The sequence below is a fragment of the Deinococcus metalli genome (genome assembly GCF_014201805.1).
Taxonomy (GTDB): domain Bacteria; phylum Deinococcota; class Deinococci; order Deinococcales; family Deinococcaceae; genus Deinococcus; species Deinococcus metalli.
This window is the reverse complement of the sequence record NZ_JACHFK010000010.1, coordinates 59,524-81,011: the sequence shown is the minus strand read 5'-3', so window position 1 is coordinate 81,011 and position 21,488 is coordinate 59,524. Positions and strand designations below refer to the sequence as shown.

19 protein-coding genes are annotated in these 21,488 nt (G+C 70.1%); 13 read left to right on the top strand and 6 right to left on the bottom strand.

Annotated elements, in window-relative coordinates:
• The first annotated feature begins 31 nt into the window (after positions 1 to 31).
• From HNQ07_RS17440 to HNQ07_RS17425, 4 genes are all read left to right on the top strand, one after another.
• Complete coding sequence (locus tag HNQ07_RS17440) at positions 32 to 1,054, top strand: hypothetical protein (RefSeq protein WP_184114119.1); 1,023 nt, start codon at positions 32 to 34, stop codon at positions 1,052 to 1,054.
• Between the two features lie 34 nt (positions 1,055 to 1,088).
• Complete coding sequence (locus HNQ07_RS17435) at positions 1,089 to 1,805, top strand: LolA-like protein (protein ID WP_184114117.1); 717 nt, start codon at positions 1,089 to 1,091, stop codon at positions 1,803 to 1,805.
• A gap of 69 nt (positions 1,806 to 1,874) precedes the next feature.
• Entirely contained in the window at positions 1,875 to 3,440 is a 1,566-nt protein-coding gene (locus tag HNQ07_RS17430) for an FAD-dependent monooxygenase (RefSeq protein WP_221275177.1), read from the top strand.
• Positions 3,437 to 3,799 carry a DoxX family protein gene (locus HNQ07_RS17425; RefSeq protein WP_184114115.1) on the top strand — a complete coding sequence of 121 codons (363 nt, stop codon included), beginning with the start codon at positions 3,437 to 3,439 and terminating at the stop codon, positions 3,797 to 3,799. Before HNQ07_RS17430 ends, HNQ07_RS17425 begins: the two co-directional genes overlap by 4 nt.
• A gap of 196 nt (positions 3,800 to 3,995) precedes the next feature.
• On the opposite strand, the gene HNQ07_RS17420 is transcribed toward HNQ07_RS17425, so the two are convergent.
• Together HNQ07_RS17420 and HNQ07_RS24440 are read right to left on the bottom strand one after the other, a co-directional pair.
• Positions 3,996 to 4,964 carry a hypothetical protein gene (locus HNQ07_RS17420; RefSeq protein ID WP_184114112.1) on the bottom strand — a complete coding sequence of 323 codons (969 nt, stop codon included), beginning with the start codon at positions 4,962 to 4,964 and terminating at the stop codon, positions 3,996 to 3,998.
• Positions 4,965 to 5,896: 932 nt separating this feature from the next.
• Positions 5,897 to 6,370 (bottom strand): ureidoglycolate lyase, encoded by a 474-nt coding sequence (locus tag HNQ07_RS24440; RefSeq protein ID WP_184114110.1) that lies wholly within the window; start codon positions 6,368 to 6,370, stop codon positions 5,897 to 5,899.
• Positions 6,371 to 6,406: 36 nt separating this feature from the next.
• On the opposite strand from HNQ07_RS24440, the gene HNQ07_RS17410 reads away from it, so the two are divergent.
• The 4 genes from HNQ07_RS17410 to HNQ07_RS17395 all read left to right on the top strand — a co-directional run bounded on the left by HNQ07_RS17410 (position 6,407) and on the right by HNQ07_RS17395 (position 11,350).
• Positions 6,407 to 6,997, top strand: coding sequence for a DUF1349 domain-containing protein (locus tag HNQ07_RS17410; RefSeq protein WP_184114108.1), 591 nt, complete (start codon positions 6,407 to 6,409; stop codon positions 6,995 to 6,997).
• A gap of 98 nt (positions 6,998 to 7,095) precedes the next feature.
• Entirely contained in the window at positions 7,096 to 8,337 is a 1,242-nt protein-coding gene (gene mtnK / locus HNQ07_RS17405; RefSeq protein ID WP_184114106.1) for an S-methyl-5-thioribose kinase, read from the top strand.
• The gene (mtnA, locus tag HNQ07_RS17400; RefSeq protein ID WP_184114104.1) at positions 8,334 to 9,383 is read left to right on the top strand and encodes an S-methyl-5-thioribose-1-phosphate isomerase; all 1,050 of its coding nucleotides are present in this window, start codon (positions 8,334 to 8,336) and stop codon (positions 9,381 to 9,383) included. The genes mtnK and mtnA overlap by 4 nt, the downstream gene beginning before the upstream one ends.
• Positions 9,380 to 11,350 carry a bifunctional aldolase/short-chain dehydrogenase gene (locus HNQ07_RS17395; RefSeq protein WP_184114102.1) on the top strand — a complete coding sequence of 657 codons (1,971 nt, stop codon included), beginning with the start codon at positions 9,380 to 9,382 and terminating at the stop codon, positions 11,348 to 11,350. The genes mtnA and HNQ07_RS17395 overlap by 4 nt, the downstream gene beginning before the upstream one ends.
• 323 nt (positions 11,351 to 11,673) lie before the next feature.
• Here HNQ07_RS17395 and HNQ07_RS17390 read toward each other — a convergent pair whose 3' ends face one another.
• The 3 genes from HNQ07_RS17390 to dhaK form a co-directional block, all read right to left on the bottom strand.
• Positions 11,674 to 12,756 carry an aldo/keto reductase gene (locus tag HNQ07_RS17390; protein WP_184114100.1) on the bottom strand — a complete coding sequence of 361 codons (1,083 nt, stop codon included), beginning with the start codon at positions 12,754 to 12,756 and terminating at the stop codon, positions 11,674 to 11,676.
• A gap of 76 nt (positions 12,757 to 12,832) precedes the next feature.
• Entirely contained in the window at positions 12,833 to 13,525 is a 693-nt protein-coding gene (locus HNQ07_RS17385) for a DAK2 domain-containing protein (RefSeq protein ID WP_184114098.1), read from the bottom strand.
• Positions 13,522 to 14,529 (bottom strand): dihydroxyacetone kinase subunit DhaK, encoded by a 1,008-nt coding sequence (gene dhaK / locus HNQ07_RS17380; protein ID WP_184114095.1) that lies wholly within the window; start codon positions 14,527 to 14,529, stop codon positions 13,522 to 13,524. Before dhaK ends, HNQ07_RS17385 begins: the two co-directional genes overlap by 4 nt.
• 200 nt (positions 14,530 to 14,729) lie before the next feature.
• On the opposite strand from dhaK, the gene HNQ07_RS17375 reads away from it, so the two are divergent.
• The 5 genes from HNQ07_RS17375 (at position 14,730) to HNQ07_RS17355 (ending at position 19,806) form a co-directional block, all read left to right on the top strand.
• Complete coding sequence (locus HNQ07_RS17375; RefSeq protein WP_184114093.1) at positions 14,730 to 15,773, top strand: ABC transporter permease; 1,044 nt, start codon at positions 14,730 to 14,732, stop codon at positions 15,771 to 15,773.
• 31 nt (positions 15,774 to 15,804) lie between these two features.
• Positions 15,805 to 16,806, top strand: a complete 1,002-nt coding sequence (locus tag HNQ07_RS17370) for an autoinducer 2 ABC transporter substrate-binding protein (protein ID WP_184114091.1) — start codon at positions 15,805 to 15,807, stop codon at positions 16,804 to 16,806.
• An 82-nt stretch (positions 16,807 to 16,888) separates the two neighbouring features.
• A complete protein-coding gene (locus tag HNQ07_RS17365) occupies positions 16,889 to 18,478 on the top strand; it encodes a sugar ABC transporter ATP-binding protein (protein ID WP_184114089.1) in 1,590 nt (529 codons plus the stop codon).
• Entirely contained in the window at positions 18,475 to 19,488 is a 1,014-nt protein-coding gene (locus HNQ07_RS17360; protein WP_184114087.1) for an ABC transporter permease, read from the top strand. The genes HNQ07_RS17365 and HNQ07_RS17360 overlap by 4 nt, the downstream gene beginning before the upstream one ends.
• A gap of 141 nt (positions 19,489 to 19,629) precedes the next feature.
• The gene (locus tag HNQ07_RS17355; RefSeq protein ID WP_184114085.1) at positions 19,630 to 19,806 is read left to right on the top strand and encodes a hypothetical protein; all 177 of its coding nucleotides are present in this window, start codon (positions 19,630 to 19,632) and stop codon (positions 19,804 to 19,806) included.
• Positions 19,807 to 20,108: 302 nt separating this feature from the next.
• Here HNQ07_RS17355 and hydA read toward each other — a convergent pair whose 3' ends face one another.
• A complete protein-coding gene (gene hydA / locus HNQ07_RS17350; protein WP_184114083.1) occupies positions 20,109 to 21,485 on the bottom strand; it encodes a dihydropyrimidinase in 1,377 nt (458 codons plus the stop codon).
• Positions 21,486 to 21,488 lie beyond the last annotated feature (3 nt).

Here is a 21,488-nt window from a genome sequence, read left to right as displayed (position 1 = left end):
AAAGAACGAACATTCCTTTTGCGGAGGCACCATGCGACCGACACCCCCACCCTCGCCCAGAGCGCTGGTCACCGTCCTCGGCATTGGTCTGTTGATCCCCCTGATCGTGACCACGCTGCTCACGGTGTTCGCGTGGCCAGCGTACCGCACCGCCCCGCACCACCTGCCCGTCGGCCTGGTGACCACTGCCACCCTCTCCTCTCGCCTGCCGGCCCTTCTGGAGACCAGCGTTCCGGGGGGATTTTCCCTCACGACCTATGAGAATGAGGCCCGGGCGCGGCTCGCCATCAAGCAGCGCGAGGTCTACGGTGCCATCCTGCTTGATCCGGCACGGCCCGCCGACTTCAAGGTCTTGACCGCCTCGGCGGGCAGCCCTGCCGCGGCGAACGTCATCAGCGGCCTGGGCACCCAGGTGGGGACCGTCATGGCAGCCGCCGGGTTCAGCGCTCCACAGGTGGAGGACGTGGTCCCTGCCACAGCCCAGGATCCTCGCCAGGCAACACTGATCGGCGCCGTGCTGCCTCTGGTGCTGAGCGGCATGGTCACCGGACTGCTCATCTCTACCCGTCTGCACCGAGTTGGTGCACGTTTGGCCGCAGTGTCGCTGGTCGGGCTGCTCACCGGCTTGTCCATGGGGAGCGTCATGCAGTTCGGCTTCCATACGCTGACGGGCTCATACCTGCTGAACAGCGTGGTGATCGCTCTCGCCGTGGGATCGGTGGCGGCGCTGGTCACAGGTCTGGAGACCGTGCTGGGTCTGCGCGGTCTGGGCGTGGCGGGCGCGCTGCTGCTGCTGCTCTCAAACCCCTTTTCAGCCCTCACCAGCGCCCCGGAACTGCTCCCGGGATGGTGGGGCCCACTGGGACAGCTGCTGCCACTGGGCGCGTTCGGACGCCTGCTGCGCTCCGTGGCGTTCTTCGGCGGCGCGGGTGGACAGGGGGCCATGTGGGTGCTGGTGTTCTGGCTGGCGCTCGGGCTGGTCCTGATTGCGGCGGGATCCAGGCACCATACCGCACGTGAGGGGGCTGCCCTGACGCCGTCCACTGCCAGCTGACAGCGCCACCGTCCGCGTGTCCAAGGAGAGTGATATGCCTGCGTTCCTCGCTGCCGTCTTCGGTCACCGCCTGCGTCGTCCGTCCAGCGTCCTTGTGCTCGGAGTCCTGCTCCTGCCGGGAACTCCTGGCCTCGCCCAGAGTGGACGGGCGGCCCCGAGCGCGGCGGACCTCCTCAGACGCGCCCAGGCCAACCTCGACCGATCCCCGTGGCAGGCGACCGTGACCGGCACGCTGACGGCCGGCACCGCGACGCAGGAGGCCGAGGTCACGGTGCAGGTCATCGGGGGTACGAACTCAGTGATGCGGATGGAATTCAGGAAACCGGCCCCTCTGGCGGGCAGCGTCACCATCCTGACCGACACAGACGTGTGGACGTACGTCTTCGTGTCGAACCAGGTGGTCAAAGAGCTGCGGGCCAGTGCCAAGCTCAACACCCTGACGCAGACCGTTGCCGGCCTCGGGGACCTCGCCGGGCTCGCTGACCAGATCACTCTGACCACCGGTCCGAAGGTTCAAACGGCAGAGGGAACGGCGTGGACCCTCCTCGGGACACCGGGCAAGGCCAGGCTTCCCTTCGCCAGTGCAGCGGTGCTGATCCTCGAGCGTGACCCCAGGCCACTCTCGGTGACCCTGAAGGATGGGGGCGGCACGACGGTCGGCACGCTCACCATCCGCGACTTCAAACGGGCCCCCCTGACCGCACGGACGCTGCTGGCCTATCCCAGCGACGCGACGGTCGTCCAGAAGTAAGCACTCGGCGGTGGCGTCGGCAGGGCACATGCTGACTGTGCTGTCCACCACGTGTTCCTGGAGGAAACGATGACGATGACCGCTCAAGATCGGCCCCGCCCGTCCCGACCCGTCGCGCCCGACGTGCTGATCGCCGGGGCCGGACCCACCGGCCTGATGCTCGCCCTCTGGCTGACCCGCCTGGGCGTCCGCGTGCGGATCGCCGACCTCAAGCCCGGGCCAGTGCGTGAAACGCGTGCCATTGCCCTGCAGGCACGTTCACTGGAGTTCTACGACCAGCTCGGGCTGGCGCCTGAGGTGCTGCACCACGGCCGGCCCTTTGACGCCATCAATGTCTTCGTGCGGGGACAATGGAACACCAGAATCGATCTGCACGGTGTGGGCCGGGACGTCACCCCGTACCCGTACCTGTACATCTTCACGCAAGATCAGAATGAAGCGCTGCTCGTGCACCACCTCGAAGCGCTCGGGGTCACCGTGGACTGGGAAACCGCAGTGTCTGGTGTCACGCAGGATGACGCGGGTGTCCACGCCGTGCTGAGTCGCGGCGACCACCAGGAGTTCGTGCGCGCGGCATATATTGCCGCGTGCGACGGCGCGCGCAGTGCGGTCCGGCAGGCCCTCGGGATCGCGCTCTCGGGAGGCACGTACGAAGAGCGCTTCTACGTTGCCGACGTCCAGCTCGGTGGCCGGGTCATCGACGGTGAGGTCAACCTCGCGCTCGACGACCAGACGTTTCTCGCCACCTTCCCGATGGGCGAGCGTGGCCGCCACCGCGTCGTCGGTCAGGTTCCGCCGGGTGCGGGCGAGCATCCTGAGTTCGAGGTGGTGCGTCCGCAGATCGAAGCGTCCGGCCTGGCCGAGGTCGGCCACCTGCACTGGTTCTCCACGTACAAGGTGCACCACCGGGTGGCGGACCGCTTCCAGCTGGGCCGCGCCTTCATCCTCGGAGATGCCGGGCACGTGCACACGCCAGTGGGCGGCCAGGGCATGAACACCGGGCTGGGCGACGCCATCAACCTCAGCTGGAAGCTGGCCCAGGCCCTGCGGGGATCACCCGGGGCGCTGGAGACCTACGAGGCCGAGCGCCGTCCGTTCGCACTGTCGCTGGTGGGGACCACGGATCGCGTGTTCACCGGCGTGGTCTCGGAGGGTGCCCTGGCACGGTTCGTGCGGCTGGAGGCCGTACCCCGCCTGCTGCCGCTGCTCACCCGGCCCAGGCCCGTGCGTCGCCAGGCGTTCCGCATCGTGTCCCAGACCCGGCTGCACTACCCGGACAGCCCGCTGAGCGTGGGGCAGGCGGGGCGCGTCCGCGGGGGAACCCGGCTGCCCTGGGTACCGCTCACGGAGGGCAGCAACTTCGACGTCCTCAGAAGTCTGACGTGGCAGGTGCACGTCTACGGTGCGGCGTCCCCTGACGTGGTGACGTGGTGCGGGCGCCGCGGCGTGCCGCTGCACGTCTTTCCCTGGTCGCCCGCCGCGCAGCGCGCCGGACTGGCCGAGGACGCAGTGTATGTGGTGCGGCCTGACGGGTATGTGGGACTCGCGCAGGCCAGCCCCGATGGTGCGGCACTGGACACGTACGCGCAGCGCTGGCTCGCTCCAGAGCTGGACCGTCAGGAGGTGAACGCATGAACGTCATGCTCTGGGTGCTCCAGGGACTGCTCGCGCTCGCTTTTCTCGGCGCGGGGGCTGGCAAACTGCGCGCGTCCAAAGCGGCGCTGGCCCAACACCCCCGGATGGGCTGGGCACACGACTTCAGCGAGCCCGCCATCCGCGCCATCGGCGCGGCGGAGGTCGCGGGCGCGGCTGGACTGATTCTCCCGATGGCCCTGGGGATTGTGCCGGGACTCACTCCTGTGGCCGCCCTCGGTCTCGGTGCCCTGATGGGCGGGGCGGTGGCCACGCACCGGCGCAGGCACGAGGCCTTCGCACCGCCGCTGGTGCTGGGCATCCTGGCCCTGGTCGTGGCGTTGAGGAGGGGGCGAGGGTAGACAGGCACGTGAGCGCCAATCGGGAGAGGCTCCCGCACCTGTGTTGACTGCACTCCATATGCTTGCCGGGGACCGTCGCCAGTCCTGCCAGTTATGGCGGAGTGCTGGGTTCAACGGCGCGGAAGAGCGGTAGAGACGAATTCGGGTGCGCGCGGTACCAATCGCCAGACATGGGAGCGGGCCGGTTGGCCGCCGGTCAGGACGGGGCCTGAGAGCTGTCCTGCTTGTTCAACTTGTCCCTGAGCGCCTTGATGCGGTCCCGGTGGGTCACGGCCGCCGCTTCCAGCGCTGCCACCCGCGCGGCAGACGTTCGCACGCCCTCCTCGAGCCCAGCAATCTCGGCCAAGTTCTGCACCTGAGCCGCTTCCAGTTCGGCCACACGCGCCATGGCCGTCCGTTCTGTCCGCTCCAAAGTGGCAATCTGGGCGAGATCCTCGACCTGCGCCGCTTCCAGCTTGGTGACGCGGCCCTGCGCGCGGCCGGTCTCCTCTTCCAGCTGGACCTTCTGCTCCGCGTGCGTCTCCCCGCCGGCCTCCAACTGGCGGATGCGGCTCAGGACCTGGTTTTTGAGGTCATCCAGGTGCGCAAGCTCCCGCTCGGCTCGGCGGTGCTCCACGGCGTCCATCTGCAGCGACGCCTCAGCACCCACCCGTTCCAGCGTGGTGACCTGCTCGGGACTGGCGGCCTCACTGATCGCGGCCTCCAGCAGGTCGTTCAACGCCTGCGCCTGGCGGTGCACCTCGCCTCCCAGGTCAGTCAGCACTGTCACGCTGATGTCTTCCACCGGCGTCCCGCGCACGTCGTTCAGGGCGGCCTGGATGACACGCCGCAGCTCGTCGGCAGCCTCAATCTGCGTCTGGCCAGACCGCACCACACCTTCCAGGGCCGCGGTCTGCTCCTGGACGTTCGCGTCACCGGCCGGGGGGGCCATGCTCCGCAGCTGGGCCTGCGTGGTGACAATGACCTGCCGCAGGGCGTGGGTCAGCGCAATCTGGTCACGGCCCGCTGAGATGATCGCTTCCAGGGCCTGGGTCTGGGCAAAGCCGGCCGCCCCGACGTGGGAGCGCGCGGATAGGGCCGAATACCGTTCGGCGGCCTCCAGGTCGTCATGGTCTGGACGGTCGGGCATGCGTGCAGTGTAGATCGGAGCGCTGGACCAGATCACAGTCGAAAACCTTGAGAAATGCACCATTCTCAGTTCCACAGCGCCGTCATCTCGCCCTGCGGGACGGGCGCCTGACAGCGCGGTTAGGAGTCGCCGGCCATCCACAAAGGCCAGCGGCGCGTCTTCCCGCGCGGGCACCGGGGCTCACTGGTGACCTTCCCGTGCTTCCCGACCTCGACGGCGCATAGCGTGTGACCGTCCTGGCCGCTGATGGTACTGACCACCGCGACCATGCCGACGGCCTCACCGCCGGACACTGCGGGGTGGTGGCCGCAGCCGGGGCGGGTGAAGTTGTACCTGCTGGCCGTCAGTGCAGGTCCACCGGCCAGTGCAAATCCACAGCGCCTGGACGGGACCCTCGCCATTCGTAGGGCGGGATCTGCTGCCTGGAAGCGCGTGCCCATGAGGTCAACCAGAAAACACAGCGGCCCCGTGACATGCTGTTCGGCCTGTCGCGCCCGCTGGGGCTGCAGGTCCGGCGTGAGGGCGCGGGCCTGCGGCGCGGTGCCCCTCAGGAACTAAGCTGACTCCGGGAGGCCTTCCACGTTCAGGATCTCGCCATCAGGCCAGCGCAGGCGGATGAACACGGGCAACGCTGGCGTCCTTCTGGGGCGAAGCCCAGCGACAGTCGCGCCCCAGGCGGACGTTGTCAACGGTTGAGCTGAGGCGGAAGCACACGCGGCACAGCCATTGAAGCCAGGTACACCCGCTCGGCACCAGGCAACGCCACCGGGGCCGACGGACGAACGGTCCGCTGGCGTCGCAAAGATGGTCTCCACGGGTGAGCGTCAGCGCTCGGATCCCCACGTCCACCACACACCACGGGCGCGGAGCGGATCGGGTGGGCCGAACCGCATCCGCGGTTTCACAGGTCGAGGGCGCACCGTCCCTGACGTGGTTCCCCAACGGGCGCGGGTCCGCATACTCGCAGATCAGGCGAGGCGCCGTGGGGCGAAGGTGGCCTTGAGCGTGTCGTCACGGCCGGTGCCGGCGGGAAGCAGCACGAGCACGCAGGCGGACCCACCGGCAGCGAACGGCGCGCCATGCCACACGCCGGGGTGCAGCAGCGCCGCCTCGCCGGGGAGCACCGTGAAGACCTGAACCGCACCGAGATCCGGATGGCCGGGCTCGCCCTCCAGTGCCACATACACATGACACGGGCCGTCCAGCGGCACGATGAGCTCGGCGCTGTGGGCGTGCCGCTCAGCCCACTCGATCACCAGAGGCGTCGGCGTGAGCCGCAGAAGCCCGACACTCCACGGACGGGCGTCCAGAGGGAGGCGCAGCCGCTCGGCCCACCAGTTCCAGCCCGGCCCGCTGGCGTCGGCCTCGGCAGCGGGCCACGTGAGCGCCTCGCCGTACGGAGCGAAGGCGGCGGCAGTCAGGGGTTGGGGGATCGCGGGCACGGGTACCTCCGGATGCGGGTGAATCCATAATGAACCATGACCACATCCTGGGACTCGCTGGGCTGGTTGGCCGCCGTTCCCGAGCACGACGTCGAGGAGGACGGCACGCTCACAGTCGTGACGGGGAGCGAGACGGACTTCTGGCGCGAAACGCAGTACGGATTCATCAAGGACGACGGCCACGCCCTGCTCGCGCCGACCGGGCGGGAATTCACGGCCAGCGTCATCCTGCGTGGCCACTTCGAGGAGCTGTACGACCACGCGGGCCTGATGCTGCGGTCATCGGAGACGGAGTGGCTGAAGTTCGGTGTGGAATTCGTTCGTGCCCGCCAGTGGAGCGCCGTGATGACGCATGGCAAGTCCGACTGGAGCGTGCAGCCCGCGCCGGACGCGCCCGAATATGAGTTCCGCATGATCCGCCGCGGCGACGCGGTGATTCTGCATGCCCGCGTCGCCGGTGAGCCAAGGTGGGTGTTGCAGCGGGTCGCCGAGTTCGATCCGGGGGCGGACGCCCGGGTGGGGATCATGGCGTGCAGCCCGAAGCGGGCAGGGTTCCGGGTGGCGTTCCGGGAATTCCGGCTGGGCGACGCCGACCGGCGTCCCCTGCACGACCTGGTGGCGGATTAGGGCAGCGGGCGCGGCTTGCGGGCGGCGGGCCGGGCCGGATAGGGTGAGCGCAGCACCCTCAAGTCCTGCCCCTGTCCTGATGAGCCCGTGGAGGCCCAATGGAGTACCGGATCCTGGATCTGCGTTCGGTCGTGGAGTACGTCAAGTCGCGTCCTGAGGCCGCCGCGCGGCTGGACGTCGCCGGCCCGCTGGAGGCCCGGGAGGTCAGCGACGGCAACCTGAACGCCGTGTTCCGCGTGCAGGAGCCCGGCGGCGCGCGCAGCGTCCTGATCAAGCAGGGCCTGCCGTACCTGCGGGTGGCGGGCGAGGCGTGGCCCCTGTCGCAGGAACGCGCGGACTTTGAGGCGCGGTCGCTCGCCCGCCAGCATTTGGCCGCCCCTGGCCTGGTGCCGGAGCCGTACTGGCACGACCCCGAGATGGCCGTGAACGCCATGGAGGATCTGCGGGCGCATGCCGTGATCCGCGCGCCCCTCATCGCGGGCGTGCGCCTGGAGTCCCTGGGCGAGACCATCGGAGCGTTTCTCGCGGCCACGCTGTACGGCTCGAGCGACTTCGCGCTCGGCGGCGTGGAGCGCACCCGGCTGGCGGCGCAGTTCGGAAACGTCGAGCTGTGCGAGCTGACCGAGGCGCTCGTCCTGACAGAGCCCTTCTACCCGCCGCCCAACCGCAATGACCATCTGCCGGCCCTCCAGGACGCGCTGGACGATCTCCAGGCCGACGCCGGGCTGCGCCGCCGGGTCGCCGCCCTGCGGCACCGCTTCATGACCTGCGGGCAGGCCCTGCTCCACGGCGACCTGCACACCGGAAGTGTCATGGCGAGTCCGCCCGACGCCCAGGGACACAGCGACATCCGCGTGATCGACTCGGAGTTCGCGTTTTTCGGCCCGATGGGCTTCGACATCGGCCTGTTCCTCGCGAACCTGCTGCTGTGCGCCCACGCTCAGGCAGGCCACGCCCCGGACGCGGCGGAGCGCGCGGCGCGCCTGACGTACCTGCGCCGGCAGATGCGGGCATGCTGGGAGACGTTCCAGGCCCGGTTCCGTCAGCAGATGCAGGGAGCCGTCAGCGCGGCGTGGCGGGAGCCGGGGTTCGTCGGCGACCTGCTGCTCACGGTGCTCCGCGACGCGGCCGGGTACGCCGGCTGCGAGCTGATCCGCCGCACCGTGGGCTTCGCGCACGTGCTGGATTACGACTCACTCGAGCCGGAGGAACGGCGCGCGCAGGTGGGCACGCGGAACCTCGCCCTCGGCCGGACGCTGATCGGGAGCGCAGACGTGCTGCACACCTACGATGATCTCGACGCGCTGGCGTGGGCCGGCATGACGGAGGACACCCCATGAGGACGATCGACGCGGTCGACACCGTGAGCTTCGACGGCACCGAGGTCACGATGCTCGACCAGACCCGGCTGCCGGGCGAGCGGGTGCGGCTGACCATTCAGGACACCGCCCAGATGCATGAGGCCATCCGCACCCTGCGCGTGCGCGGCGCGCCGGCCATCGGGGTCGCGGCGGCCTTCGGGCTGTGGCTCGGCGTGCGGGCGCTGCCGGACGACACGCCACGCGCCGAGGCCGAGACGCAGCTGCGCCGCGAGCAGGCGTACCTCGCGGGGGCGCGGCCCACCGCCGTGAACCTGACGTGGGCGCTGGAGCGCTGCGCCGCCGAGGCGCTCCAGACTCCAGGCAGCACGGCAGACCTCAAACGCGCGGCGCTCGAGGCCGCCATCCGCCTGCGGTCGGACGAGGAGGCCACCACGCGCCGCATCGGGGAGCACGGCGCGGCGCTCCTGGCGGGGCTCCAGGGCGTCCTCACGCACTGCAACGCCGGGAGCGCGGCCACGGTCGGGCTCGGCACGGCCCTGGCGCCGATCTACGTGGCGGCCGAGCGGGGCCACGTGCTGCACGTATTCGCCGACGAGACCCGCCCGCTGCTCCAGGGCGCGCGCATCACCGCGTGGGAACTCCAGGAGGCGGGCGTGCCCGTCACGGTCATCACGGACTCCATGGCGGCGGTCGTCATGCGCCAGGGCAAGGTGGGGGCGGTCATCGTGGGCTGTGACCGCGTCGCGGCGAACGGCGACGTGGCGAACAAGATCGGCACCTACGGCGTAGCGCTGCTCGCCCGCGCGCACGGCCTGCCCTTCTATGTGGCGGGGCCCACCTCGACCATCGACCTCGCCACCCCGGACGGCGACCACATCGAGATCGAGCAGCGCGCCGCGCAGGAAGTCACCCACCACGGCGGCGTGGCCATGGCCCCGGCGGGCGTGGACGTGTTCAATCCGGCCTTCGACGTCACGCCCGCCGAGCTCGTCACCGCACTCATCACCGAGCGGGGCGTCATCTACCCGCCGTACACCCAAGGCCTCCGGGACGTCAAGGCGTGAGGAGCCGCTGGGACGACGCCCAGGCCGCCGCGTTCGGAGGCGCCCTGCGCCAGCGCGTGTACAGCTCGCGCCTGCTGGGGGCCGACCCCGACCTCGTGCTGCACGGCGGCGGCAACACCAGCGTGAAGACCGTGGAGCGCACCCTGCTCGGGGACGACGTGGAGACGCTGTGGGTCAAGGGCAGCGGCTGGGATCTGGCAGCGATCACGGAAAGGGGGTTTACGCCGTTGCGGCTGGACGTGCTGCGCCGCCTGGCCGAACTGGAGACGCTCTCCGACGTGCACATGGCCCGCGAGCTGCGCGCCGCGTCCCTCGACCCCGCCGCGCCGGCCCCGTCGGTCGAGGCGATCCTCCACGGCGTGCTGCCCGCCCGGTTCATCGACCACACGCACGCCGACGCCTTCGTGACCCTGAGCAACACGCCGGACGGCGAGGCCCGCGTCCGCGCGCTGTACGGCGACGAGGTGGTGGTCGTACCGTACATCATGCCGGGCTTCGCGCTCGCGCGCTCGGCGTGGACGCTGTGGCGCGAGCACGCGCACGCGGGCACGACCGGGCTGGCGCTGCTGAACCACGGACTGTTCACCGTGGGCGACACGGCGCGCGAGGCCTACGGGCGCATGATCGACCTCGTGACCCGAGCCGAGACGGTGCTGGAGCGGCAGGCCGTCCCCGCGCCGCGCCCGGTGCCGGCGGCCCCACCGGCCGACCTGCGCGGCGACGTCGCGGCCCTGCGGCTGGAGATCTCCCGCGCGGCGGGCCGGCCGATGCTGCTGATGACCCATCAGGACGACGACGTCCTCGCATACGCCCAGCGCCCCGATCTTCCGGCCGTGGCGGCGCAGGGGCCCGCGACACCGGACCATGTGATCCGCACGCGGCGACTGCCGCTGATCGGCCGCGACGTCGCCGCCTACGTGCAGGCCAGCGAGGCCGAGTTCACGGCCCACGCCCCCCGCTCGGCCACGCCGCTGACGATGCTCGACCCGGCCCCGCGGGTGGTGCTCGACCCACAGCTGGGCCTGGGCACGGTGGGCGTGAGCGCGGCGGCGGCGCAGGCCGTGGAGGACATCGCGCGGCACACCCTGGCCATGGCGCAGCGTGCCGAAGCGCTCGGCGGGTGGCGGCCTCGCCCCGCAGCGGACATCTTCGACGTCGAGTACTGGGATCTGGAGCAGGCCAAGCTCCGCGCCGGGCCGCCCCCGGCGGAGTTCAGCGGCGAGGTGGCTGTCGTGACCGGCGCCGCGTCCGGGATCGGCCGGGCCTGCGTGGACGCGCTGCTGCGCCGGGGCGCGGCGGTGATCGGCCTTGACCTACAGCCGGCGGTCGAAGGGGTCAGCAGCGCGGCCGGCTACCTGGGCGTGCGCGTCGACCTGACCGACCCGGTGGCCCTCGCGGCGGCGGTCGAGCGCAGCGTACGCGCCTTCGGCGGGCTGGACATGCTGATCCTGAACGCGGGCGTATTTCCGCCGGGACGGCCCATCGCCGAGCTCGGCACCGGGGAGTGGGAGGCCGTCTTGAAGGTCAACCTCACCTCGGGCTTCGACCTGCTGCGGCTCGCGCACCCGCTGCTGCGGCTCGCTCCGGGCGGTGGGCGCGTCGTCGTGAACGCGTCGAAGAACGTGCCGGCCCCCGGGCCCGGGGCCGCCGCGTACAGCGCCTCCAAGGCCGCCCTGACCCAGCTCGCGCGGGTCGCGGCGATGGAGTGGGGCGCGGACGGCATCCGCGTCAACGTCCTGCACCCGAACGCCGTGTTCGACACCGGCCTGTGGACGCCAGAGGTGCTCGCCCAGCGCGCCCGCAGCTACGGGCTGAGCGTCGAGGACTACCGCCGCAACAACGTCCTGCGGGCCGAGGTGACCAGCCGTGACGTCGCGGAGCTTGCGTGCACCCTGTGCGGCGCGGCGTTCTCCCGCACGACCGGCGCGCAGGTGCCCGTGGACGGCGGCAACGACCGCGTGATCTGAGGAGAGGGGCAGGGACCGGGCACGCGCCATGCCGTGGCCGCACGGCGCGTGCCCGTTCCGTTACGGTCTAAAGCGTCTTCCACGGCGGCACGGAGTCCACAGCCCTGCGGCGCGAACCACCTGCCCATCAGGCACACCCGTACGGCCGGCACGACCTCGGCGGACAGCAGGAGATCCAAACCCGGCCGCCTTGCGGACGGTCCAGAACACGGACTTCACTGCCTTCACCTTGCACGGGTTCCGTGCCCAGGGCGGCCCGGTCGCAGCGCACCGTTCGGCGTCCGAGCTGGGCCGGGCCAGCGTGAACAGCGCGTCGCTGGCCCCTACTTCTGCTCGCCCTTGCGCAGGTCCTTCCACGCGCCGCCGGACTCGAACAGCTCGGGCTCCAGTGCGCGCGTGCGGGGGTCCTCGGCCTGGTCAAGCTGCAGCACCATCCACTTCGGATACGGCGTGCCGGGGTGGCTGGCGTGATCGAGGTCGCGGCGATCCTCGTCGGTCAGCGTGATGTCGAGCGCGGCAATGTTCTCGCCGAGGCGCTGCGTACTGCGCGCCGCGATGATCACGCTGGAGATGGCCGGCTGCGACACCGTCCACTTCAGCGCCACCTGCGCGGGCGTGACGCCGTGCCGGGACGCCACGGCCCGCAGCGCGGCGAGCACCGGACGGCCCCGGTCCCAGTCGAAGGGCACGAACTGCCCGGCCTCGCCGAAGCGGGTGCCCTCGGGGGCGTCTTCGGGGCGGTCGTACTTCGCCGACAGGTAGCCGCCGGCCAGCGGACTCCACACCAGCACGCCCAGGCCCGAGTACTTCGCGAGGTCGATCCACTCGTGCTCCAGTTCGCGGCCTACCAGCGAGTAGTACAGCTGCGCGGTCACGAAGGGCTCCCAGCCGCGGCGCTCCTGCACCCCGAGCGCCGTGGCCGCCTGCCACGCGAGGTAATTGCTCAGGCCGATGTGCCGCACGAGGCCCCCCCGCACAAGGTCGTTGAGGGTGCTCAGCGTCTCCTCCAGCGGCGTGTGGCTGTCCCAGCCGTGCACCTGGTACAGGTCGAGGTGGTCGGTCTTGAGCCGGCGCAGGCTGCTCTCGATGCCGCGGCGGATATTCACGCGGGTCGCGCCGGAGCGGTTGAGGTTGTCGTCCGACATCGGCAGGCGGAACTTGCTGGCCAGGACGACCTCGTCGCGCAGGCCCTGGAGGGCCACGCCGAGCTGCGTCTCGGACTGCCCGCGCGAGTACACGTCCGCCGTGTCGATGAAGTTGATGCCGTGGTCGAGGGCGAACTTCACCATGTCGGTGGTGGCCTGCTGGTCGAGCGAGCCCATGTTCATACCCTTGCCGAACTGCATGGTGCCCAGCCCGAAGGCGCTGACGATCAGGCCGGAGCGGCCCAGGGTGCGGTATTCCATCGCAGTTCTCCTTGCGTGAGATCGGGGACGCGGGTGGCGGACCCTGGAACAGTGGGGCTTCGGGACGCCGCGTGGCTCAGCTCTGGGCGCGTCCAGACTCGCTGGGTTGGGCGTTCAGCACCGCCTCCAGCGCCGAGACGAACAGCACCGTGCCGGGATCGGTCTTGCCCTCGGTGCGCTCGCCCACCCAGTTCGAGCGGCCCACCTGGCCGCGCAGGGCGACGGCCGCGTCCCGGCCGGCGCGGGCGGCGTTCAGCATGTCCTGCGCGCCGGCGTCCAGGGACTGCCCGGCCAGCACGGCGGACATCAACGCCTCTGCAGCCGGGTGCACGGCGTCGACGATGGTCTTGTCACCCGGCTTGACCTTGCCGCGCTCCTGCAGGCCCTGATCGGCGGCCACGAGCATCACGGCGAGGTCGTGGGGGCTCAGGATGGCCTGGCCCATGACAGTCTTGCCGGCCCGCATGAACGCAGTGGCCATCAGCGCGCCCATGGTGCTCGGCGCGGCGCGGTTGTAGGCCATGCCCGCCCCGGCCAGCCACTTGCCCAGGTCGTCGCCCGGCGGGGTGGCGTCCAGGTAGGCGAGCAGACCCCGCGCGCCCTTCTCGGCGGTCAGGCCGCTGTCACCGTCCCCGACCTCGGCGTCCAGCCGGTTGAGGTGGTCGCGCAGCCCCACCAGCCGGATGGCCGCGCGGCGCAGCGCCGCCGCGATGTCCTCGCCAGTGATGGCCGGGGCCGTGCCGGCCGGGACACTGCCGGGCTCGCTCACCGGCCCACCTGCACGAAAAACGGCGTGCGGGCCGGGTGGTCGAGCATGCCCGTGAGCTCGTCGTCGAGCTTCATGACGGTGAGGCTCGCTCCGGCCATCTCCAGGCTGGTCGCGTACTCGCCCACGAAGGCCTGGTGCACGGCCACGCCGCGGTCTTCCAGGGTGCGGTGCACGCGCCGGTACAGGATGTACAGTTCCTCGGGCGGCGTGGCCCCCAGGCCGTTGACCATCACGGCCAGGCGGTCGCCAGACGTCACGTCCAGCTCGGCCAGCACAGCGTCGAGCAGTTCGACGGCGATCTGGTCGGCGCTCTCCAGCGGGCCGCGGCGGACGCCCTTCTCGCCGTGGATGCCCATCCCGATCTCCATCTCGCCGTCGCCGATCTCGAAGGTGGGCGTTCCGGCGGCGGGAAGCGTACACGACGACAGGGCCACGCCCATGGTGCGGGTGCGGGCCAGGGCCTTGAGCGCAGCAGCCTCGACGTCGTCCAGGCTGCCGCCCTGGTCGGCCCTCGCACCCGCGACCTTGAAGGCGAAGATCATGCCGGCCACGCCGCGGCGGGTGTCCGATCTCTCCGTGACGGCACTGGCCACGTCGTCTCTGACGAGCACCGTGCGCACCTCAATGTCCTCCATCTCGGCCATCTCGGTCGCCATATCGAAGTTCATGACGTCGCCGCCGTAATTGCCGTAGATGTACAGCACGCCCCGGCCGCCGTGGATGCGGCGCGTGACCTCCAGCATCTGGTCGGCGCTGGGGCTCTGGAACACGTCGCCGATGGCGCAGCCACTCAGCATGCCCGGTCCCACGTACCCCAGGAACACCGGCAGGTGCCCGGAGCCGCCCCCGGTGGCCAGCGCGACCTTGCCCTCGACCGGCGCGTCGGCGCGCACCAGGCAGTGCGGATCGTCCCCGGCGTAGGCGAGCTGATCCGGGTGCGCCCGGTACAGGCCGTCGAGCATTTCGTCCACGAAGTGGACGGGGTCGTTCAGGATCTTCTTCACACGCTACCTCCAGGGTGGATCTGCGGTGGACCGGGTTGTGGGCGAACGGCGTTCATCCTATGCCCGGGGGCAGAGGTCTGCAAGGCGATCAGGAGCCGAAAAACTGCCGACGGACCTCAGCTTGACACGTCCAGGCACCGGGAGGAGAATCACGGGGTAACTCAAAATCTGCATACCAGGGATCCCCGCGTGGACTCTTCGTGAAGTGTTTTCCAGAGGTGTACTTGCGCCGACTGACCGCTGACCGACACATCCTGTTTCTGCTCGTCGCGAGCGTGGCCGTTGCGCTGCTGGCCACGCTGCTGACGCAGGGCACGTTCATGTCCGCCGACAACTGGCAGTCCATGGCCACGCAGCTCCCAGAACTGGGGCTGCTGGCGCTGTGCATCCTGATCACCATGGTGTCCGGCAACGGCGGCATCGACCTGTCGGTGGTCGCCACGGCGAACCTGTCGGCCATCACCGCCGGTCTCATCGCGCGGCGCGTGTACCCGGAGCCGGACAGCGCAAACGTGGCGTTCACGCTCACCTTCTTGTCCGTGGCGCTGCTCGTCGGTCTCGCGTGCGGACTCATCAACGGGCTGCTGGTGGCGCGCCTGCGCTTCGCGCCGATCCTGGCGACCCTGGGCACCTCGCTGGCCTTCCAGGGCGTCGGCTACGCCCTCACGAACGGATCAGCAGTCATCGGCTTCTCGACCGGAGTGCAGAACCTCGGTCTGGGTACGCTGGGGCCCATCCCCGTGCCGCTGCTGATCTACCTGGGCGTGGCGGGGCTCCTCGCATGGGTGCTGTCCTCAACGCCCTATGGCCTGCGGCTGTACCTGCTCGGCACGAACAGCAGGGCCGCGCACTTCACGGGCATCGACACGGCGCGGGTGCTCATCACCACCTACGCCGTGGCCGGTGTGCTCGCGGCGGTCTCTGGCATCATCTTCGGCGCGCGGGCCAACTCCATCAAGGTGGACTACGGCAGTTCGTACCTGCTCATCGCCATCCTGATCGCCGTCATGGGCGGGGTCAATCCAGCGGGCGGCGCGGGCAAGGTGCTGGGGCTGCTCCTCGCCACGACCGCGCTGCAGTTCCTGTCGAGCTCGCTGAACCTGCTGGGCCTGTCGAACTTCCTCAAGGATTTCACGTGGGGGCTGCTGCTCCTGCTCTCGATCGCGCTGACCTCGTCCCGGCTGAACCTATGGCCCACGCGCTCCCCCCCCGCCAGCACCTCGCCGCCCACCGCCCCGCCGTGACCCGTCGGAGCCGCTCTACAGGAGGATCACCATGAACAGAAGGACATGGACATACAGCGCTCTCGGCCTGCTCGTGCTCGGCGGCGTCCTGCACGGCGCGCAGGCGCAGGGCAAGAAGTACACCATCGTCACGGTCGTGAAGATCACGGGCATCAACTGGTTCAACCGCATGGAGGAGGGCGTCAAGAAGTACGCCAAGGACACAGGCAACGCCGCCACGCAGACTGGCCCCTCCACCGCCGACGCCGCGCAGCAGGCCGCAATCATCGAGGACCTGATCGCCAAGAAGCCCGACGCGATCGCCGTCGTGCCCTTCAGCCCCGAAACGCTGGAACCCGTGCTGAAAAAGGCCATGGCGCGCGGCATCAAGGTCATCACGCACGAGGCCGACAACCAGACCAACACCCTGTACGACATCGAGGCCTTTGACAACGTCGCCTTCGGCGCGAACCTGAACGCGCGGCTGGCCAAGTGCATGGGCGGCAGCGGCAAGTGGGCGGTGTTCGTCGGCAGCCTGACCAGCAAGACGCACAACCAGTGGGCCGACGGCGGCATCGGCAACGCCAAGAAGAACGCGGGCATGACGTTGGTCGAAAGCAAGCAGGAGACGGCCGACGACGCCGACCAGGCCTACCAGAAGGCCAAGGAGCTCATCCGCAAGTACCCGGACATCAAGGGCTTCCAGGGCAGCGCGTCAACCGACGTGGCCGGCATCGGCCGCGCCGTCGAGGAGGCCGGCCTGGAGGGCAAGACCTGCGTGTACGGCACCAGCCTGCCGTCCATCGCCGGGAAATACCTCGATTCGGGCGCGGTCGACGGGATCGGCTTCTGGGATCCGGCCGACGCGGGCTACGTCATGAACAAAGTCGCGCAGCTCGTGCTGCAGGGCAAGAAGATCACCAACGGGATGGATCTCGGGATCAAGGGCTACAACAAGGTCAGCGTCACCAAGGGCAAGGGCGCGGGCATGATCGTCCGCGGCAATGCGTTTGTCGACGTGGACAAGGCCAACTACAAGAACTACCCCTTCTGAGGGCGGCGGCCTGACCCGACCCGGCCTCCCCCGGACCTGCGGGGGGAGGCCCTCCCATTGCTCCTCCCGGCGAGGTTCCCGCATGACGCAGCTGTCCCCTCCGCTGTCCCCCTCCCCCGGCGATCCGGGCATACCGCTGCTGCGCGTGCAGGGTGTCGTCAAAACCTTCGGTGGCGTCCGCGCGCTGCGCGGCGTCAGCTTCGACATCCACGCCGGACAGACCTACCACCTGCTCGGTGAGAACGGCTCAGGCAAGAGCACGCTGATCAAGATCATCGCCGGGGCGCAGCCGCCGGACTCGGGTGTGATCGAGGTGCGCGGCGTCCCGTACCGCGCGCTGGACGCGCTGAGCGCCCTGGAGGCCGGCATCGAGACCGTGTACCAGGACCTGTCGCTGTTCCCGAACCTGAGCGTGGCCGAGAACGTGGCGCTGACCGCGCAGCTCGTCAGCGCGCGCGGCCAGCTCGCGCGGGGAGTGTCGTGGCCGCGGCTGCGCGAGGTGGCGCGCGCGGCGCTCGCCCGCGTGCGTCTGCCCACCACGCCGGCCTTCCTGGACACGCCGGTCGAGACGCTCCCCATCGCCGTGCGGCAGCTGATCGCCATCGCGCGCGGCATCGTGAGCCGGGCAAGCCTGGTGATCATGGATGAGCCGACAGCGGCCCTGACACAGCGCGAGGTGGAGAACCTGCTGGGCATCATCGCGTCGCTGCAGCGTGAGGGGGTGAGCGTGCTGTTCGTGAGCCACAAGCTCGACGAGGTCTTCCGGATCGGCGGGCAGGTGATCGTGCTGCGCGACGGTCAGAAGGTCGCGTCCGGCCCGCTGACGGACTTCACGCCGCACAGCGTGGCCTTCCAGATGACCGGCAAGACCCTTGAGGAGACCCGCTACCGCACCGCCGCGCCCGGCACGGAGGCGCTGCTGGAGGTGCGCGGCCTGAGCCGCGCCGGGGCTTTCAGGGACGTGTCGTTCACCCTGCACCGCGGCGAGGTGCTGGGCATCACGGGCCTACTCGACTCGGGCCGCAACGAGCTCGCGCACGCGCTCTCGGGCGTCCGTCCCGCCGACTCGGGCACGGTCGTGCTGGGCGGCGAGACCGTGCGGCTGCGCACCCCGCGCGACGGCATCCGCCTCGGCATCGGCTACGTACCCGAAGACCGGCTGGCCGAGGGCCTGTTTCTCGACAAGCCTATCCGCGAGAACATCATGGTATCCGTCCTCAAGCGCCTCACTGAGGGCGTCCGGCTCAACTACGCCCGCGCGACGGCCGACACCACGGCGCTCTCGAAGGACCTCCAGGTGGCCACGCCGCACGTCATGTTGCCGGTCGGGGCGCTGTCGGGCGGGAACCAGCAGAAGGTGATGGTCGCCCGCTGGCTGGCGATCGGCCCAAAGGTGCTGATCCTGCACGGCCCGACCGCCGGGGTGGACGTGGGCAGCAAGGACGCCCTGTACCGCATCGTGCAGGAGCTCGCCGCACAGGGTCTGGGCGTGCTGCTCATCAGTGACGACCTGCCGGAACTGCTCATGAATGCCGACCGGATCGGCGTGATGCAGCGCGGGCAGCTCACCCACACCGCGCCCGTGGACGGCCTGAGCGAGGCCGCGCTGACGGCTGAACTGCTGGAGGCAACGTCACCGACCCGCGCCTCCCAGGTGGGGAGCACGGCGTGAGCCTCACCCGCCCTTCCACCCCGGCCGGCGCACCGCCCGCGTGGCGGACGTGGCTCGGCCGGCCCGAGGTCGTCACCCTGGGACTGATCGCGCTGTTCTGCGCGGCGCTCACGGCCCTGTCACCGGAATTCCTCACCGTCAAGACGCTCTTCGACGTGCTGCGCGCGTGCGTGATTCCCGGCATCTTCGCGCTGGGCGTGCTGCTGGTGCTCGCGGCGGGGGGCATCGACGTGTCGTTCACGGCGATCGCGGTTTTCGCGCTGTACGGCACGACCAAGCTGACCCTTGGTGTGTGGCCCACGGCGCCGTACCCGGTGCTGATCGGGCTGTGCCTGCTGATCGGGCTGGCCCTGGGGCTCGCCAACGGCTTCATGGTGTACCGCTTCAGCGTGCCCAGCTTGATCGTCACCATCGGCACGCAGTACCTGTACCGGGGCTTTTTGCTCGCGTTCATCGGCACGGCGCACATCATGAACATCCCGGCTGCCATGGACAACTTCGCGCGGCTGAACATCACCAAATTCCAGACGGCCGACGGCACGAACGTCTCGCTGCCCGTCACGTTCCTGTTCCTGGTGGGCGCGGCACTCCTCACGCAGTACATCCTCAGCCGCACACTGCTGGGCCGCGCGGCGTACGCCGTGGGCGGCAGCATCTCCATCGCCGAGCGGCTCGGCATCCCAGTGCGGCGCGTGACGCTGTTCGTGTTCGGCTACGCCGGCCTGCTCGCGGGCCTGGGTGGGCTGCTCCACGGCACGCAAAACCGCCTCGCCAACCCCTTCGACCTCGTCGGGCAGGAGCTCGATGTGATCGCCGCCGTCGTGCTCGGCGGAGCGCGCGTCACCGGCGGGCGTGGCAGCGTGACCGGGACGATCCTGGGCGTGATCCTGATCGTCCTGATCAAGAACAACCTGGTGCTGATGGGTGTGCCGAGCACGTACCAGAAACTCGTCATCGGCGCGATCATCCTGGTCGCCAGCGGCGTCTTCGCGCGCCGCGAACCCCGCTGAGGGGAACACCGTCCTGCTGACCTCTAGAGCACGGGCCGTCTGCTGGGAGACCGGACGTCCGGGGACGGTGACCATGTGGTCAATCACGCGGTCCATGCCGGTCTGGCTTTTGCCGGGCTTCCCCTGCCGCATCCTGGGACCGTGGGTGCCCAGCGGCCGGGCCGCACGACCCGCCCGCGTCAGCCCACTCGGCGTGCCGCGCGACGTGACCGGCCCTGGGCCGACGAGACCACGCATCTGGTCAACGGCCTGTGCGAGGTGGCCGGGGACACGGCGCAGCGCGCTGACAGCCGGACGCGCCGCCTCGACGCCGGCTGACCTGCCGGCCATGCGGAACCGGAGCGGACGTGCGCGGCCCTGCACCGGGCGTTCTTGACGCTGAACGACCTGCGGCCGGACAGCCGGGTCATGGCTCAGGTTCAGCGGCTGGCCCAGCACGTCCGCGCCGCACCACACGGTCCGGATGCCGCTGACGGTGCGGGCTGAAGCCACCCCGCCGAGTCTTCAGGATGCGGACGTGACAACGTGAACCCACCGGACACAGCGCCCAGATGAAGGCCTGTTCGTAACGCGGCCGCTCCCGCTGCAAGACGGTGCCCGTGAGCAGAAGGCCCCGGGCTTTACCCTCCCGTTCGGCGCCGCATGAACTGCCCACTCCCCGGCGCCGCGACCAGCCGGCCGTTGTCCACGATGACCTCTCCCCTGCGCAGGGTCATCACCGGCATTCCCCGGACCCGCATGCCCTCGTAGAGGCTGTAGTCCATGGCGCCGTGGTTGGTGGCCGCCGTGATGGTGTGCTCGCGCGCCAGATCCCACAGCACCAGGTCAGCGTCACTCCCGACAGCGACGCTGCCCTTGACTCCACCCAGCCCGAAGCGGCGGGCGGGCGCGGTGGCCGTCAGCGAGACGAACTGCTGCAGCGTGATGCGCCCGCCGTTCACGCCGGCATGGTGGAGCACCATCATGCGTTCCTCGATGCCGGGTACGCCATTCGGGATCTTCGTGAAGTTGCCCTCGCCCAGCACCTTCTGCGTGTCGTAGCGGAAGGGGCAGTGGTCGGTGCTCACCACGCTCAGGGTGCCGTCGCGCAGCGCGGCCCACAGGGCGTCCTGGTCGGCCACCTCACGCAGCGGCGGGCTGCACACGAACTTGGCCCCCTCAAACCCGGAACGGTCGAGATCGTCCGCCGTGAAGAACAGGTAGTGGGTGCAGGTCTCCGCCGTGACTGGTGCGCCGCGCGACTGGGCATCCCTGACCCGGTCGAGCGCGCCGCGGCAGCTGACATGCACGACGTAGAGCGGCGCGCCCAGCACCTCGGCCATAGCAGCGGCGCGCCCAGTCGCCTCACTCTCGAGCTGGGGGGGACGCGTCAGGGCGTGGTACTTCGGCGCGGTCTCCCCCCGCCGGATCGCCCCGGCCATCAGGTGCTCGATGGCGTCCCCGTTTTCCGCGTGCACCAGAGTCAGGACGCCGGCATCCCGTGCCCGTTCCAGGCAGCTGAACAGGGCCGCGTCGTCGACCTGGAGCGTGCCGCGGTACGCCATGAACACCTTGATGGACGTCACGCCGAGGTCCGGCAGCGTCGCAATCTCGTCGATGACCTCGGGACGCGGGTCGGTGACCGCGACGTGGAAGCCGTAATCAATGAGTGCGCGCTCGGCCGCCTTGGCATGCCAGAGGTCGAGCGCGGCGGCCAGGGACGCGCCGTGCGGCTGGATACAGAAATCGACGTGCGACGTCGTCCCGCCCATGGCCGCCGCCAGGTGGCCGGTGTAAAAGTCGTCGCAGGTCTCGGTGCCGAAGGACGGCATGGAGAGGTGGGTATGCACGTCGATGCCGCCCGGCAGAACGTGCCGGCCGGCCGCATCGATCACGGTGTCTGCAGGGCCGGCCAGGTCGAGCCCCACCGCGCTGATGACGCCGCTGTCGACCCGCACGTCCGCGCGGTAGGTGCCTTCGGCCGTCACGACCGTTCCGCCCACGATCACTGTGCTCATGGC

Bases quoted from the DNA above. Each gene is read 5' to 3' on its own strand.
- HNQ07_RS17430 (WP_221275177.1), top strand. From the start codon at position 1,875: ATGACGATGACCGCTCAAGATCGGCCCCGCCCGTCCCGACCCGTCGCG.
- HNQ07_RS17440 (WP_184114119.1), top strand. From the start codon at position 32: ATGCGACCGACACCCCCACCCTCGCCCAGAGCGCTGGTCACCGTCCTC.
- hydA (WP_184114083.1), bottom strand. From the start codon at position 21,485: ATGAGCACAGTGATCGTGGGCGGAACGGTCGTGACGGCCGAAGGCACC.
- HNQ07_RS17365 (WP_184114089.1), top strand. From the start codon at position 16,889: ATGACGCAGCTGTCCCCTCCGCTGTCCCCCTCCCCCGGCGATCCGGGC.
- HNQ07_RS17425 (WP_184114115.1), top strand. From the start codon at position 3,437: ATGAACGTCATGCTCTGGGTGCTCCAGGGACTGCTCGCGCTCGCTTTT.
- HNQ07_RS17410 (WP_184114108.1), top strand. From the start codon at position 6,407: ATGACCACATCCTGGGACTCGCTGGGCTGGTTGGCCGCCGTTCCCGAG.
- mtnA (WP_184114104.1), top strand. From the start codon at position 8,334: ATGAGGACGATCGACGCGGTCGACACCGTGAGCTTCGACGGCACCGAG.
- HNQ07_RS17390 (WP_184114100.1), bottom strand. From the start codon at position 12,756: ATGGAATACCGCACCCTGGGCCGCTCCGGCCTGATCGTCAGCGCCTTC.
- HNQ07_RS17370 (WP_184114091.1), top strand. From the start codon at position 15,805: ATGAACAGAAGGACATGGACATACAGCGCTCTCGGCCTGCTCGTGCTC.
- mtnK (WP_184114106.1), top strand. From the start codon at position 7,096: ATGGAGTACCGGATCCTGGATCTGCGTTCGGTCGTGGAGTACGTCAAG.
- HNQ07_RS17435 (WP_184114117.1), top strand. From the start codon at position 1,089: ATGCCTGCGTTCCTCGCTGCCGTCTTCGGTCACCGCCTGCGTCGTCCG.